Here is a 15640-nt window from a genome sequence, read left to right as displayed (position 1 = left end):
ATTTTACTGCTCTTGGTACAGCGCTTCCAGTTGCGCTACCGTTCGTTCGATGGAAAAAAGTTCCGCCTTTTGCCGGGCGTTTTTGCACAGGGTGTGCCAGTGGTGCGGCGCTTTGGTAAAGAGTTCCAGCGCCCGATTGATCCCCGCAGTCAGGGCGGCGGCACTGACTTCTTCGGTCAAAAAGCCGTCGATCTCCGGTCCGATGATTTCCGGTATGGCACCCTTGGGGAAGGCCAGGCAGGGCACACCGCTGGCCATAGCCTCGATCAGTGTAATGCCAAATCCCTCCTGGCAGGTGGCCGGGTGCACAAACAGATCGGCCGCTTGCAGCAGCTGCGGCACATCGGTGCGGCTGCCCAGGAACTGCACTTTATCTTCCAGGTGCAGCCGGGCGGTCAGGGCTTGCATTTGCTCTGTATAGCCGCCGTGATCGGAGCCTACCAGCGTAAGGGTGATGGGTGTGTCTGCCGGACAGGCAGCCAGCGCCTTCAGCAGCAGGTCAATGCCTTTGTCCCTAAATATGCGCCCCACATAAATCAGCCGCAGGGGTGTGTCTGTATGTGCCGGATGGGGGATAAAGCGGTGCAAGTCCGTGCCGTTATAGACCACCTGCATTTTGTCTTTCGGCAGGTGGTACCGACGCAGATAGCTTTCCGCTACCGAGTGAGAGATGGCTACGATCTTTGCAGAATGCCGGGCGGCGCTGCGCAGCAGCCGGGCATAGACCCATTCTTTGATCCCTTTGTCTGCGCTGTAATAGGCGTTGGCGTGAAGATATAGCAAAAAACGCACTTTTTTCAGCCGCCGCGCGGCGTAAATATGCACAAAGCGGGTGTAGGGCGAGCCGGAATGATCCACGATCACATCCATTTGCTGTTCTTTGCAGTAGCGCACCAGGTCGGTCGCCGCCTTCAGCGGGTGGTTCTTGGCGCCGGTGGCCACTTGCACTGTGCCCCCCTGGGCGGCAATTTCATCGGCAATAGAACCGCCTTCAAAAAGAAAGTAAAAGAAATTGTGATGGGCAGAGTGTTTGTTTATATCCCGGCACAGGCTCACAATGCCGCCCGGACCGCCGCTGAGTTGCAGGTGTAAGATGTTCATTTGCAAATGCGTTCCTTTATACGGATAAAACCTTTTTTGATTTTGCGGCGCAGATCCAGCCGCTGCCGATGGCGGCGCTGCTTTTTGTCCGCCGCCGGGTCCAAAGCGTTGTAGCGGGCAATGTCTGCCCGGGTGGTGACCCCGGTTTTCGGTTCATAGCCGGTTTTGCCGATAAAATAGGTGTCTGCCGCCGGGTCAATATGCAGCGGCAGACGGCGGGAGCTGATATGAATATAAACAAATTCGTCCGTCAGCCACTGGCCGTTGCAGCAAGCGTCTCGAAAGACCCGACCGCGGTCGCAGTAAAAAATCTGCTCCGTATAGTTGGGGTGCAGCTGATTATCTGCCGTAATCCCCACATCGGTGATTGCCAGTCGGTCGCTGGCCTTGGTGATGTCCGCATAGTCCTGTCGGTCGTAAAAGGGCAGCCCCAGTGCCTTATACTTGGCGCTGATGCCGTTGATTTCGTCAAAAACGGCAATTTCTCTTGTGGTGAATGTCTTGCGGTAATCCATACCTACCGGTTGGCGGTAAACGGCATTATTCTCCGGTGTGTTGCGGTAGAGGGACAGGTGGCCAAAGGCGTAGAACTTGTCATACTTTCGCAGCTTATCCTCTGTAAAATACGCGCGCAGATCGCCGAATACCAGATCCATATCCCCGTAGCCCCAAAAGTCGTAGCCGGAAAGCTCCGGCGCAAAAATTTCGCCGTAGGCGGGCTTGTAGTCACACAGCTTATAGGGGGTGTGCAGGGTAATGGCAAAGTCAAAGCACCCGGCCACGCGGCGTTGCAGCGCCGCAAAGGTGGTGGGGTGCAGGTGCATATTCTCCGGCAGGTGGGTCGGTGTGTCGTCCGTAAACAGCAAAAAATCTATGGTAGCATTGCGCCGACAGCTTTCCGCAAACAGGGAAAAGTTCTCCGGCAGCTTGCCAAAATAGCAAAGGATAACAGCAATTTTGGTCATTCGGTTTCTCCTGTTTCATCCAGATACCAGCCGGTAAAGCCATGCATGACCCGCTGATCCTCCGGCGGCAGCTGCATATAGTCGCCGTAGAGTTTTTGTAAATAAGAGTGGTAGCCGATCGGGTTTTGAATGGTGCGCCCCTCAAAGGTGCCGGGCACGCCGGCGGCAAAATGTTCTGCCGGGTAAAAGTCGCGTCCGCCGTTGCACCAGACCAGGTCGCCTACCAGGTGGCAGTCCGCTTTAGCAGTGTGCCGCCCCAGGGCGTCAATGCGGCGGGTCAGTCTGGAAATGCCAATGGCTTTTGCAAGGGGCTTTTGTAGCGTACGCAGCGTATCTTTTGCCAGGCGGCGTAAGCTGCCCTTACGGCTTAAATTGACTTGGTCAGAGGCGGAGGCCAGCAGACTGTTCAGCCACTTGCTATGCAAGATCAGCAGATTGCGGCGCACCGGATCGTCATAGAATTTGTCCAGCGGAAACAGATCAATAAATATGCCGATGTCCTGCTCTCTGTGGCGCACATTTTGCTCGTTTAAGCGCGTATTGATATTGCACGCCTTGGCAAATGGATAAATATAGTTTTTGTCTCCCGGCTTGTAGATACGGATGTTTTTACCGATGGTGCGATTGGTTGCCAGTTGCAGCATTCTGTTGTAATCCGCTCTGGGAATATACAGGTCAATATCATCATCCCAGGGGATAAACCCCTCGTGGCGCACTGCGCCCAGGGTAGTGCCGCCGCTGGTAAAGTAAGTAATGTGGTATTGTTCAAAAAAGTCCAGTACCTGAAAGAGAATGTCACGCTCTAAGGACTGTATATCTTCTTTTGGAATGGGCTTCATTTTGTTCCTGCCTTTGCAATTTGCAACAGTGCCAGCTGTGTTTCTGCGGCAGCCGGCTCTGTGCTCTCATAAGTGGCGTTTACGGCGGTTAGACTCAAATCAATTTGCAGGGCTGCCTGTATCCGTTCCGGTTCCGCCCAGCGAGAGAAGTACCGCAGCAAAAGCTGTAGTCTTTCCCTTGGATCAAATCCCGGGTGTTGTAAAATATCGTTGCGTATGAAGCGGGTGAATTCAAATTCAATAGGCGCTAGGCAGCCGATGGGGTCAATGGCACGATAGCCTTCCGCGGTGCGCAGCAAATTATAATGGTGCAGATCACCATGGAGCAAATAAGTTTTGCTGTTTTTGAACTGCGTGTCATAAAGTGCCAGGGCACTTCGCACCTCCTGTTCCAGTGATCCGGTCAAAAACGGCGCAGTCTGGCTGCGTTGCAGTGCTGCTTCCAAGTCTACGCGGTAAGCGGGAAACACCGAATGGCGTACCGTTTCTTTGGCCGTGCATACCACGCGATTGAAAAAGTCGGTCAGGCAGATATTGTCGTCAAAGTCTGCGTATTTGCCCGGTGCAATGCGGCGCAGCAACAGAGCACAACAATCATCATCGGTGGCTAATAACGGGCACATATAGTCCCCGGCCAGTTGTTGATAGGCTGCTTTTTCGCGCGGGTAGCGCGCAGTGTAAGGCGGTACCATTTTCAGCACCACATCACCATAGATTGTGCTTTGCGTCTCCAGCACCAGCCCATAGGTGCTGATGTGATAGACATCAAAGGACTGCAGCCCCCATTGTTTGGCTAACTTGTCATACAGGTGAGGCAGTTGTTGCAGCCAGTCCGCGTTCGGTGCAGCACTATTATCCACAATATGGGCTTGCACCGCCTGTAGTACCCGTTCACCCGGTGGCAATTGGTCATCGGAGTTGCGTTGCTTTTGGTAATGGGGCAGCATACGAGCAGCGTATTCCAAATCAAAGTCGTATGTGATTTTTGTGTTTTGTGGAAAGTTGAAGTTTAAATATTTTTTGCTGTCCTTTGGTAGTTGCCAGGCCAGTTCCGTTGAGGGAAAATGGGGGTCAAAATGCGCTAGCAGCAGCGGAAAGCGAAAGGCCTCCGGAGATTGCGTAATATAGTAGTCCTCCCGATCCAGCGGATCAAAGGTATAATTCCCCAAGGAGCCGGTGATTTTTTGGCAGGTGATCACGGCGTCTGCTGCATCCAGTCGTTCAAAATAATCGTCAATCAGTTCCGGGTATACAAAGGGCGCTACTGCGTCCAAAATACACAGCTTTTGGCAGTCGTAGTGCCGTTCAATGTAGTTCAGCCCATTTTGCAGAGAATCGTATCGCTCGGCGCCGCCGGGTACGATCTCTACTTGTCCTTGGTTCATATATCGAGAATGGTTACTGTATTGTGGATCACAGACCACCACGATTCGATCCGTTTGGCGGGCTTGCAGGGCTGCCTCGATCACATAGTCTATCACCGGCTTGCCGTCGATAAGATTATATTGTTTGGGCAGGACGGTGCCAAAGCGCTTGCCAATACCGCCGCCGAGAATGAGTACCACTTGCATGACGGTCACTCCTTTTGCGCTTCCGGGATAAAGGCGTTTTCGCTGAGGGCGTACTTGCCGCCTTTTAGGAACTTATGCTTGACCACCCACCAGGCGGGCACCCAAATATACTTGTGCATGGCGGGAGAGACGGAGCCGATCATCCAGCAGTTGCGGTCGCACTGCTTGGTGGCGGCTCGCACGGCCTTGGCTTGGTCGCTGTTCCACAAGGTGTCCCAGTCGCCAATATCATGCAGATTGCCCATGACGGCCTTCTTTGCCATGCCGTTGCAGGGGATCACATCGCAGAATGGATCGATAAAGAATGCGTCCTTGCTCATATCGCAGGGCAGCAGTCGTTTGTTGCCGTATATGTAGTTGATCAGCCCGTGATTAAAGTAGGCACGAAACCACTTTTTTGGGCTGTGGCTGCGCAGCAGCTCGTTAATGAGCGCTTCAAAATTTTGGGCCACTTTGTATTTGTCGTCAATTTTATTGTCCGTCTTGCGGAAGTAGAAAGAATTGTGCAGGGTGGCGGTGGCAAATTCCATGCCCAGTTCATCGGAGATCTTGTAAAGCGGCACCAGGTCCTCACAGTTCAGGTCCTGCACCGTCATGCCGAACCCTACATCCGGGTGCCCCATTTCCACCAGTTTCTTTAAGGTGGAGTAGCCCCGATTGAAGCCGTCCGGAATGCCGCGAATGGTATCGTTGGTCTGTTGCAGCCCCTCAATGGAAATGCGAATGCCCACTTTTGGAAATCGGCGGCAAAGCTCTAAGATACGGTCCGTAAAATACCCATTGGTGGAGATCACAATGCGGTTGCTCTTTTTGTACAGCGCCTCCACAATATCGCCAATGTCCTTGCGAATAAAGGGCTCGCCGCCGGTGATGTTGGTAAAGGCCATTTCCGGCAGCAGGCGAATATCATCCAGGGTGATCTCTTCCTCCGGTCGGGTGGGATCCTTAAAGCAGTCGCACATATTGCAGTGGGCGTTGCACCGATAGGTAACAATCACAGTGCCGTATAGAGTTCGTTTAGCCATACTGATCTTCTTTCTTCAGTTTGATTTTATGCGTTATAGTCAGACAGTAACTTGTCTGTATAATCCTGTACGGAGAGGAAGGCGTCTGCCCGGCAGGCGGCGGTCATGGCCGCCAGTCGCTCCGGCTCCAGGTCCAGGCGGCACAGCGCCGCGCCCAGGGCCTTGGTGTCGCCGGGAGGCAGCAGCACGCCGGTCTTGCCGTCCTCGATCAGCTCCGGTATGCCGCCGATATTGGTGCCCAGCACCGGTGTGCCCAGCGCAATGCTCTCCATCACGGAGTAGGGGCAATTCTCATACCATACGCTGGGATAAATGCTGCATTTGGCTGCGGCAATGCGGCGGTATAGGTCGTCCCCGGTGCAAAAGCCTACATCTGTGGCATTGGGCAGTTGCTGAATTTCCTCTGCCATGGTACCGCTGCCGGCGAACACAAAGTGCAGCTGAGGCAGCGCTTTGGCGGCGGCCAAAAGGGTATCAATACCCTTTTCTTTGTCATAGCGGCCAAAGTAGAGCACATAGTCTTCTTTTTCCACCTGCGGGCGGGGCGGCACGGTGCAGAAGTTGTGCAGCACCCGGGTGCGCCCGGCCAGATCCGGGTGTTTTTCTATCTGGCTTTGCATAAAGGCAGAGCAGCAGATCACGCGGTCGATCTCTTTGTACGTATGCGCCTTGCGGTACAGGGTAGCCTCGGCAGCGCCAAGCAGGCTCTTAGCCCGTGAGCCGTGCATGCATCGGTGTTGCACGCAAGGGGTGTACTTGCCGCCCAAGCAGGCAGTGCAGTTCTCCATGGTGTCCGGCCGATTGAGCATGTGGTTGGGGCACAGCAGTTGGTAGTCGTGGGCGGTGTACAGGATCTTGGTGTGTCGTCCGGTGGCTTTGTCCCAGGCGCGTATTTCCAAGATCACCGCAGGGGTCAATTGGTAGTTAAAGTTGTTCAGGTGTACCACTTGGGGCTGCAGATCCTCCAGCACCCGGCGCAGCTGCCGCCGGGCGTGGGTGGAGTATACCGTGCGCAGAGCGTAGCTCACTTTTTTTACAGGGTTGGCGGTGTGGTAGTCGGTATCTTTGGTGTAGGCACCGACGCGGTTGCCCACGCAATTGCCCCGGTGCTCCATACCAAAGTATTCTACCCGGTGGCCTCGGTGGCTCAGCTCCGCCCCCAGCCCCATCATATAGGTTTCTGTTCCTCCTTTGGGGTACAGAAATTTGTTAATAAAGAGAATATTCATCTCATGGCTCCCTCGCAGGCCAGCAGCTTGGTGTTGTCTACCCATTGCAAGTGGGTTTTATTTTGCGCTTTTAACCTGTTCATACAGTTCCAGCGTCCTCTCGGTGACTTGGTCCCAGTTGTATTTTTGTAAAATATAGTCTGCGGCAGTGGCCTTGCAGCGCTTCACCATGTCTGGCTGAGATAGCAGCTGCTCCAGCAGTCGCTTTAAGTCTGCCGTGTTGCCTTTTTGGAAGGCAAAGCCGTGGTCACCGCATACTTCCGTGCACTCGGGTATGTCCGAGGTGACGCAGCAGTTGCCGTAGCTCATGGCCTCCAGCAGACTGATGGGCATACCCTCTAAGTCCGAGGGCAGGCAGTAAAGATAGGCACCGGCGTACAGCGCAGCCAGGGGCGCGCCCTGCACAAAGTCCGTAAAGACGATACGCGCATCTCCGGCGGCCTTGGCTTTCAGCTGATTGAAATATTCCTCTGAGTGGCTGGCACCACCGGCGATCACCAGCTTTTTATCCGTTTGCAGTGTGCGGTAGGCGTCGATTAAATAGTGGATGCCCTTCTCCGGGACAATGCGACCGAGAAACAGGATATATCCGTCCTTTTTCAGCCCAAAGCGGGACAGAGGGGACAGGTCCGCCGTCTCCGGTGGGTCAATGCCGTTTTCAATCCGCACGGTCTGGCGGTGATAGGTGTCAGCAAAATACTGCTGCATACTGGCAGACAGCACGATGATCTCGTCTGCATACTTGGCGGCCATACGCTCGCCAAAGCGGAGAAAGCGGGTGGCAAAGCCGCCCCACTTGGCCCGCTGCCAGTCCAAGCCATGAATGGTGACCACGCATTTTTTGCCAAAGCACTTGGCCAAGGGTACCATAGCCGCCGGACCCTCTGCGTGGAAGTGAATGATGTCGTACCCACCGAACAACGCCTGCACCGTGGCAAAAAAGCTGTATACAATGGCATTGAGCTTTTTGCTGTTCGGGGTGGGCACCCAGCGGATCTGTACCCCGTCCAGGTTGTGCAAGTGGCTGTGATCATCAAAGGCGGTTCCGGCCACATGGCGGCTTTTGCGATTATAAACGGTGACCTGGTGGCCCCGCTGTACCATACGGCGGGACAGGGCTTCTACCACAATCTCAACGCCGCCCTCTCGGGAGGGAATGCGCTTGTGACCGATCATTGCGATTTTCATGGTCGCCCTCCTTACTGTGCCCCGTGGCCGGTAAACACCACGCCTAAGGTTTTGAACAGAATCTTAATATCCAGGCTGGGGGACCAGTTGTCTATGTACTGGCAGTCCAGGCGCACCACTTCTTCAAAGTCCTCAATCTGGGATCGGCCGCTAACCTGCCACAGCCCGGTAATGCCCGGTCGCATGGACAGCCGCCGCTTGTGGTGAGAACTGTACTGCTCAAATTCGTCCAGTGTGGGCGGGCGGGTGCCAACCAGGCTCATATCTCCCCGCAGTACATTGTAGAACTGGGGTAGCTCGTCGATGCTGAACTTGCGGATAAAGCGGCCCACTTTGGTAATGCGCGGGTCATTGTCCATCTTGAACATCAGGCCTTGCATATGGTTTTTTTCTTCAAATTCTTTTTTGCGTTGCTCTGCGTCCGCGTACATGGAGCGCAGTTTATACATATAGAACAGACGGCCGTTTCTGCCCACCCGCTGCTGCTTAAAGAACAGGCCACCCCGGCTTTCCAACAGCAGGGGAACGGCCACCAGCAAAATAATGGGAGCAGAAACGATTAGCCCCACAATGGCGCCTATAATGTCTATAAATCGCTTCAGTCCCAGCATCTTGGAATTTTGCACGGCGGCAGATACGCCCACCATTGGGTAGCCGGCCACAATATCGCAGCGCATGTGGTTAAACTTACTTTCTTCTACAAACTGCTCCAGGGTGGGGATGTTGATGTGCACCAGCACACCCATATCTTCCAGTTCTTCAATAAAGGCGTTTAGGTTTTCCGTAGACCAGTTGGCCTTCTTGCCGGAGAAGTTGATGTACACCTCGTCAATGGAGGACAGGCGCACCCAGCTTAAAAAGCTGCTCAGATCCGGCAGAACTGCCACGCCGCAGCAGCGCTTCTCCACCGTGCGGCTGTGCATGGCCCGGTATGCGCCCGGGTTACCCACGGAGGCTGTGGCAGCAAAGGCTTCGGCATTTAGGATCGTAACGCCGTCTACCCGCTTGGTCCAGTCCTCTTGCAGCGATTGCACAAAGTGCTCTGCCCGGTCCGGGGTGGCGACCACACCCACCAGCGTGGCATTGCGGGAATTGGAGAAGTTGTTGGTCAGCACGCGCTTGAGCACATAGCGCCCCAGGCAGGAGAATAGGAAGAACAACAGGTAGGAACCGATAAACAGGTAACGAGAGTCGATCATCGGATTCTTAAACAACAGCAACAGTACCGCAAAACTCATGTAGGTTAGCGAGCAGTTACGCAATACAGCGAGCAGCTCCATTACCCGCTCCCGTTTGGCCAGATCAATGGAGGAGGCAAAGCCGACCGCGATGGCCGAGTAGGCCAAAAACATCATAAAGCAGTAGGATTTCCACTCGTCCGCGGTGTAGAGCAAAATGCGGTGCAACCCTTTGCCGAATACCAGATAGGTGATCAGGGTCGCCAGCACCAGTGCAATCCCATCGACGAAATATTCAGTTGTTTGCTGAACTTTTTGCCACTTTTTCAAGTTTGATCATTCCTGTGTTTATTTGTAGTTGTAGCTGTAACCGTAGTCGTAGCCGTATTTGTACTTTTGGCCATATTTATGGTAGTAGGAGTAGTATTTCTTTCGGTCCGGGGTGGCGTCATTGAGGATGAAGCCCACCACCTCCGCGCCGATGCTTTCCAGCGCGTCAACGGCGGATCGCACCTCGGGAATGTCCGTATTGCCGGCCTTAACGATCATCACATAGCCGGTGACCTTGCCTGCAAAGGCGCTGGCGTCCGTTACCAGGTTAATCGGCGGGGTGTCGATAAACACGCAGTCGTAATGCCCCTTGACAAAACTCAGCAGCAGATCCATTCTGGAGCTGGCTAGCAACTCTGCCGGATTGGGCGGGATTTTGCCGGAGGAGAGAATGGATAAATTTTCCACATTGGTCTTGGATACAGTGATGTTGTCTGTCAGCCCGGCCAATATTTCAGACAGGCCGTTGGTCACCGGAATATTGAACATACGATGAATGGTGGGGTTGCGCATATCTGAGTCAATGATCAGGGTGCGCTTGCCCATTTGGGCAAAGCTGATAGCCAGGTTAATGGTGTTGATGGTTTTGCCGTTGTTGGCGTCCGGACTGGTGACCACGAATACCGGACAACTTTCACCCTTTTGGGTAAACAGCAGGCTGGTACGGATGGTATTGTAGGCCTCTTTGATCACAAAGGGGGTGTCTGCTGCCAGCATTTTCTTTTGATCGTTACGGCTGAACCCGCGCTCGTCCGGGTTTTTCTTGTTGCGTCTCAGTGCCATGGTTACGCATCTCCTTTCATGGATACAGGGGGTTCCGGCGGGGCAATTTGGCCGCTGTCTGTAGGCGGTGCCTGCTTGTCGCGGGTGGCCACCAAGCGGGGAATGGTGCCCAGTACCGGAATTTGGAATTCACGCTCCAGATCCTTTACAGAGGTGATGGTGGCATTAAACGCCTCGCGTACAAAGAAGTAAACGAAGGAGACGGCAAAGGCAATTAACAGCCCCAGAAAGATATTTTTCTTTAAATTGGGGGAGGAGGGGGTCTTTGGTTCCTTGGCATAGTCGATCACGTTGGCGCCGCCGGCTTTGATGATCCGGGCAATCTCACCGGGAGCCACCTCCGCTACGGCGTTGGCAATGGATTGACTGGTTTTGGGATTGGTCGTGGTGACGGACACATAAAACACATTGGTGTCCTCGTCCTGGGAAGTGGTAATGCTGTTCTTAATGGTGCTGCCGTCCGTTAGCCCTACTTTTTCCGCTACCTTGTCCAGCACTGCGTCGCTCTCCAGCACGGCAAGGTAGCTTTTCACCAAAGCGGTGGAGGCGGTGTAGTCGTTGTAACTGATGGAACTTTGGGTGCTTAGCTGATCCATATCACTGTACACATACAAGGAGATTTTGGCGGTGTACTTTTGGTCGATAAAGAACTCGGTAAAGCAACCGGCGGCAATGCCCCCCAGCAGGGTGAACAGCAGAATGTAAACGACCTTCTTGCGCATCATAAAGAAGATCTTTTTCAGATCAATGTCAATTTCCTTGGTTTGGTCCATAATTTGCTCCTCTTTTATATATAAATTTATATATTATATAGATACATTCATTTTATCATTTTGGAGGGGTCGTGTCAATGCAAGGCGGGGACAGCGACATATTTTCGGCAAAGCGGCAAAAATGGCACTTGTTTTTTGTCTATTTCCACGATAAAAAAAGGCAAAAAAATGGCAGATAGTCCCATAGTGACTATCTGCCGGTGCGGCGATCTTGTTTTTATTCCACCGTGTAATCCATGGCAATGCTGTTTTCTGCCACGGCGTGCATGTGTTTCTTGACCACGCCGCAGTGGTACGGGTCCTGCTGATAGGCGTCCAAAGCGGCCATATCGTCCAACAGTACCTGCAGGATCACATCGTAGGAGCGCCCGGAGCGCAGCTCATCGACCCCCACTTCAATCCCACGCAGCAGCGGTACATTGCCATCCATGGAGCGGAGCACTTCCGCTGCCTTTTGGCAATTTGCCGGGGCGGGGTCAGCCAGCTTAAAGCATACAATATGTTTGATCATTGCGATTCCTCCAAAAAAATAAGGGACGGAAAGACCGTCCCTTTTGTTTGTTATTTTGCCACATCGGAAGCACGGGACTCACGAATAATATTGACCTTGATCTGGCCGGGGTATTCCATCTCGGACTCGATCTTCTTGGCAATCTCGTGGGCCACAAAAGGCATACGGCTGTCGGATACCACTTCCGGCTTCACCATCACGCGGACCTCACGGCCGGCCTGTATGGCGTAAGCGCGCTCCACGCCCTCAAAGCTGCAAGAGATCTCCTCCAGCTGTTGCAGGCGCTTAATGTAGTTCTCCACATTCTCACGGCGGGCGCCGGGACGGGAGGCAGATACGGCGTCTGCCGCCTGAACCAGGCAGGCGACCACGGTCTTGCACTCTACATCACCGTGATGCGCCTCAATGGCGTGCACAACGGCTTCGCTCTCTTTATACTTGCGGGCAAATTCCACGCCCAGGGCAATATGGCTGCCTTCCATCTCGTGATCCAAAGCCTTGCCGATGTCGTGCAGCAGACCTGCGCGGCGTGCCAGGCGCTCATCAGCACCCAGTTCCGCAGCCATCAGCCCGGCAATATAACTCACTTCCAGGCTGTGCTTGAGCACGCTCTGGCCGTAGGAAGTGCGGTATTTCAATTTCCCAAGCAGGCGCACCAGCTCCGGGTGAATGGAACCGCAGTTGGCTTTCAGTACAGCCTTCTCGCCCTCCTGCTTAATGGTGGCATTTACCTCGCGCTTGGCCTTTTCGTACAGCTCCTCAATGCGGGTGGGATGAATGCGGCCGTCCTGGATCAGTCGCTCCAAGGTCAGGCGGGCAATCTCTCTGCGCACCGGGTCAAAGGCGCTGACGGTGATGGCTTCCGGCGTGTCGTCAATGATCAATTCAACGCCGGTAATGGACTCAATGGAGCGGATGTTGCGCCCCTCACGGCCGATGATGCGGCCTTTCATCTCGTCATTGGGCAGTGCCACAACGGAGACGGTGGTCTCTGCCGTGTGATCGGCGGCGCAGCGCTGAATGGCGGTGCCGATGATCTCCCGCGCCAGCACTTCGCTCTGGTCCCGGGTCATCTGCTCATATTCGAGGATTTTTTTGCTCTTTTCCGTGTCCAGTTCTTCTTCCAGAGAGGCCAGCAGTTGATTTTTTGCTTCCTCCTGGGTCAGACCTGAAATACGCTCCAGCATATCAAACTGGCTTTTCTTGATGCCATCGACTTCGAGTAATTTGTTTTCAAGTTCTTTTTGCTTTTCGCTGATTTTATCATTTTTTGCTTCCAGGGAATCCGCTTTTTTGTCCAGATATTCTTCTCTCTGGTTCAGGCGTTTTTCCTGTCTTTGCACTTCGTTCCTGCGCTCGCGGATATCCCGGTCTGCGTCGGAGCGGAGCTTGTGCACTTCGTCCTTGGCTTCCAATACTTTTTCTTTCTTAGAAGCTTCTGCCTCGGCCAAAGCGTTATTGATGATCTTGGTGGCTTCTTGGGTGGCAGAGCCAATCTCTTTCTCTGCGGTCTTGCGGCGATGCGCCACACCCAAAACGAAACCTAAAACGGCAAAAACAACGGCGCAAACCGCGCCTACGATCACCGGAATCACAACATTACTCATAATCAACAGCACCTCCTTCTGCATAAATTTCTCGTTTTTGAGATGGAACTCTCGAATCGAATATCATCAGAAAAGGTACAGTTTAATTACATTTTAACGCATTTCTGTAAAGAAGCCTTACATAACAAAATGTAAAACTTCTGTATAATAATACACCTATATATGGTATCTGTCAAGTTTTTGTTTGCGCCGGAGGCGGAGGAAAAGGCAAAAAATTCGGCCGTTTCGGTTGACAGGGACGGTAAAAGGTGCTACTATAAGCCATAAGAAATAGAGAAAGCTTTGATGGGGACAAGAGCGCCGCTTTTTTGCCGTTTTTCAGAGAGTGCCTGTACGCTGCAAGGGCACACGGTGCAGCTGTCGCTTACCACCCCGGAGCGCCGCCAATACCGGCCGGTCGCCTGCCGTTATCCGGGCCTTGAGGTACAGCATCTTGCTGTGCAATTCAGGTGGAACCGTGGATCTTCATTCACCCTGTGTATGCAGGGTGATTTTTTATTTTTTGGAGGAATTGTTATGAACATTACACTAAAGGACGGCTCCGTTAAGGTGTATGACGCACCCATGACGGCGGCGGACATTACAAAGGACATTTCTATGGGTCTGTACCGTGCAGCCTGCTGCTGCCGGATCGACGGCCAGGTGCGGGACTTGCGCACCACCGTCAGCGACGACTGCGCCTTTGAAGTGCTGACCTTTGATGAGGAGGACGGCCGCCGCACCTTTAACCACACCGCATCTCATATTATGGCCCAGGCGGTTAAGCGCCTGTACCCGCAGGTGAAGCTGACCATCGGCCCGGCCATTGAGAACGGCTTTTATTATGACTTCGACTGCGGCGACACGCCCTTTACCACCGACGATCTGGTTAAGATCGAGGCGGAAATGAAGAAGATTGTGAAGGAAAATCCGGAAATCGAGCGCTTTGAGCTGCCCCCGGCGGAGGCCACGGCGCTGATGGAGGAGAAAGGCGAGCCGTATAAGGTAGAACTGATCGCCGAGCACGCCGGCAAGGGCGAGCACATTAGCTTTTACAAGCAGGGTGAGTTTACCGAGCTGTGCGCCGGTCCTCATCTGATGAGCATTGCCGCCGTAAAGGCCTTTAAGTTAACCAACACCACCGGCGCTTACTGGCGGGGCGACGCCCAGAATAAAATGCTCTGCCGCGTGTACGGTACTGCATTCCCCAAAGCGTCTATGCTGGAGGCCCACCTGCAAATGCTGGAGGAGGCCAAGAAGCGGGATCACCGCAAGCTGGGCAAGGAGCTGGAGCTGTTTACCATTATGGAGGAAGGTCCCGGGTTCCCGTTCTTCCTGCCCAAGGGTATGATCCTCAAGAACCAGTTGATCGACTACTGGCGCCAGATCCACACGGCTGCCGGGTATCAGGAGATCTCTACCCCCATTATCCTCAGCCGCAAGCTGTGGGAGCGCAGCGGTCACTGGGATCACTATAAAGAGAATATGTACACCACCGTTATTGACGATGAGGACTTTGCCATTAAGCCTATGAACTGCCCCGGCGGTATTTTGGTGTATAAGAACAAAATGCACTCCTACAAGGATCTGCCTCTGCGTATGGGCGAGCTGGGCATTGTGCACCGGCATGAGCTGTCCGGCGCACTGCATGGGTTGATGCGGGTGCGTTGCTTTACCCAGGACGATGCCCACATCTTTATGACCCGGGAGCAGATTAAGGACGAAATCAAGGGCGTGGTACAGCTGATCGACAGTGTGTACAGCACCTTTGGCTTTAAGTATCACATTGAACTGTCCACCCAGCCGGAGGACTCTATGGGCGCCAAGGAGGACTGGGACATTGCTACCCAGGCCCTGCGGGACGCCATTACTGAGCTTGGCTATGACTTTGAGGTCAACGAGGGCGACGGCGCATTCTACGGCCCCAAGCTGGACTTCCACCTGACCGATTGCTTGGGTCGTACCTGGCAGTGCGGCACCATTCAGCTGGACTTCCAGCTGCCGGAGCGGTTTGAGTTGGAATATGTGGGCGCGGACGGCGAGAAGCACCGTCCCATTATGATCCACCGTGTGGTATTCGGCAGCATTGAGCGGTTTATCGGTATTTTGACCGAGCACTTTGCCGGTGCGTTCCCCACCTGGCTGGCGCCGGTGCAGGTGAAGCTGCTGCCCATCGCGGACCGTCATATTGACTATTTGAACACCGTGAAGGCAAAGCTGGAGGCTGCCGGTATTCGCTGCGAGGTGGATGACCGCAGCGAGAAGATCGGCTTTAAGATCCGCTCTGCGCAGATGGAGAAGGTGCCCTATATGCTGGTGGCCGGCGACAAGGATATTGAGGCCGGCACCGTGTCCGTTCGTTCCAGAAAGGACGGCGACGAGGGTGCTTCCAGCCTGGAGGACTTTATTGCCCGCATTACCCAGGAGATCGCCACGAAGGCAAAATAAAAAACGGCAACAAAAACGCCCTGTACAGCTTGTACAGGGCGTTTTTGTGTGTGATGTAATCGGATAGCGTAGAGAGTCGGTAGGGTCTGCAACTGCCGATGGCTGCTTTTTCG

Annotated in this window: 13 protein-coding genes; 1 reads left to right on the top strand and 12 read right to left on the bottom strand. The window is 53.8% G+C overall.

All coding sequences use genetic code 11. From position 1 onward, the window contains the following. Nucleotides 1–3: 3 nt before the first annotated feature. The 12 genes from OGM59_06615 to rny form a co-directional block, all read right to left on the bottom strand. A complete protein-coding gene (locus OGM59_06615; protein UYI90375.1) occupies nucleotides 4–1101 on the bottom strand; it encodes a glycosyltransferase family 4 protein in 1098 nt (365 codons plus the stop codon). Beyond that, nucleotides 1098–2066 (bottom strand): hypothetical protein, encoded by a 969-nt coding sequence (locus OGM59_06610; protein ID UYI90374.1) that lies wholly within the window; start codon nucleotides 2064–2066, stop codon nucleotides 1098–1100. The genes OGM59_06615 and OGM59_06610 overlap by 4 nt, the downstream gene beginning before the upstream one ends. Next, nucleotides 2063–2905: a LicD family protein gene (locus OGM59_06605; GenBank protein ID UYI90373.1), complete on the bottom strand. Its 843-nt coding sequence runs from the start codon at nucleotides 2903–2905 to the stop codon at nucleotides 2063–2065. Before OGM59_06605 ends, OGM59_06610 begins: the two co-directional genes overlap by 4 nt. Next, the gene (locus OGM59_06600; GenBank protein UYI90372.1) at nucleotides 2902–4476 is read right to left on the bottom strand and encodes a 2-C-methyl-D-erythritol 4-phosphate cytidylyltransferase; all 1575 of its coding nucleotides are present in this window, start codon (nucleotides 4474–4476) and stop codon (nucleotides 2902–2904) included. The genes OGM59_06605 and OGM59_06600 overlap by 4 nt, the downstream gene beginning before the upstream one ends. A 5-nt stretch (nucleotides 4477–4481) precedes the next feature. After that, nucleotides 4482–5501, bottom strand: coding sequence for a radical SAM protein (locus tag OGM59_06595; GenBank protein ID UYI90371.1), 1020 nt, complete (start codon nucleotides 5499–5501; stop codon nucleotides 4482–4484). 26 nt (nucleotides 5502–5527) lie between these two features. After that, the gene (locus OGM59_06590) at nucleotides 5528–6730 is read right to left on the bottom strand and encodes a glycosyltransferase (protein ID UYI90370.1); all 1203 of its coding nucleotides are present in this window, start codon (nucleotides 6728–6730) and stop codon (nucleotides 5528–5530) included. Between the two features lie 57 nt (nucleotides 6731–6787). Beyond that, the gene (locus OGM59_06585) at nucleotides 6788–7918 is read right to left on the bottom strand and encodes a glycosyltransferase family 4 protein (protein UYI90369.1); all 1131 of its coding nucleotides are present in this window, start codon (nucleotides 7916–7918) and stop codon (nucleotides 6788–6790) included. A gap of 11 nt (nucleotides 7919–7929) precedes the next feature. Further along, nucleotides 7930–9426 (bottom strand): sugar transferase, encoded by a 1497-nt coding sequence (locus tag OGM59_06580; GenBank protein UYI90368.1) that lies wholly within the window; start codon nucleotides 9424–9426, stop codon nucleotides 7930–7932. An 18-nt stretch (nucleotides 9427–9444) separates the two neighbouring features. Then, the gene (locus tag OGM59_06575; protein ID UYI90367.1) at nucleotides 9445–10209 is read right to left on the bottom strand and encodes a CpsD/CapB family tyrosine-protein kinase; all 765 of its coding nucleotides are present in this window, start codon (nucleotides 10207–10209) and stop codon (nucleotides 9445–9447) included. Nucleotides 10210–10211: 2 nt separating this feature from the next. Further along, nucleotides 10212–10982, bottom strand: coding sequence for a Wzz/FepE/Etk N-terminal domain-containing protein (locus tag OGM59_06570; protein ID UYI90366.1), 771 nt, complete (start codon nucleotides 10980–10982; stop codon nucleotides 10212–10214). A 217-nt stretch (nucleotides 10983–11199) separates the two neighbouring features. Then, complete coding sequence (locus OGM59_06565; protein ID UYI90365.1) at nucleotides 11200–11493, bottom strand: Dabb family protein; 294 nt, start codon at nucleotides 11491–11493, stop codon at nucleotides 11200–11202. A 50-nt stretch (nucleotides 11494–11543) separates the two neighbouring features. After that, nucleotides 11544–13100: a ribonuclease Y gene (rny, locus tag OGM59_06560; protein ID UYI90364.1), complete on the bottom strand. Its 1557-nt coding sequence runs from the start codon at nucleotides 13098–13100 to the stop codon at nucleotides 11544–11546. 516 nt (nucleotides 13101–13616) lie between these two features. Between rny and thrS the strand changes: the two genes are divergently transcribed. Next, nucleotides 13617–15527, top strand: a complete 1911-nt coding sequence (gene thrS, locus OGM59_06555) for a threonine--tRNA ligase (GenBank protein UYI90363.1) — start codon at nucleotides 13617–13619, stop codon at nucleotides 15525–15527. Nucleotides 15528–15640 lie beyond the last annotated feature (113 nt).

The organism is Oscillospiraceae bacterium, from assembly GCA_025757685.1.
Classification (GTDB): Bacteria; Bacillota; Clostridia; order Oscillospirales; family Acutalibacteraceae; genus CAG-217.
This window is presented reverse-complemented; position numbering and strand designations above follow the sequence as displayed.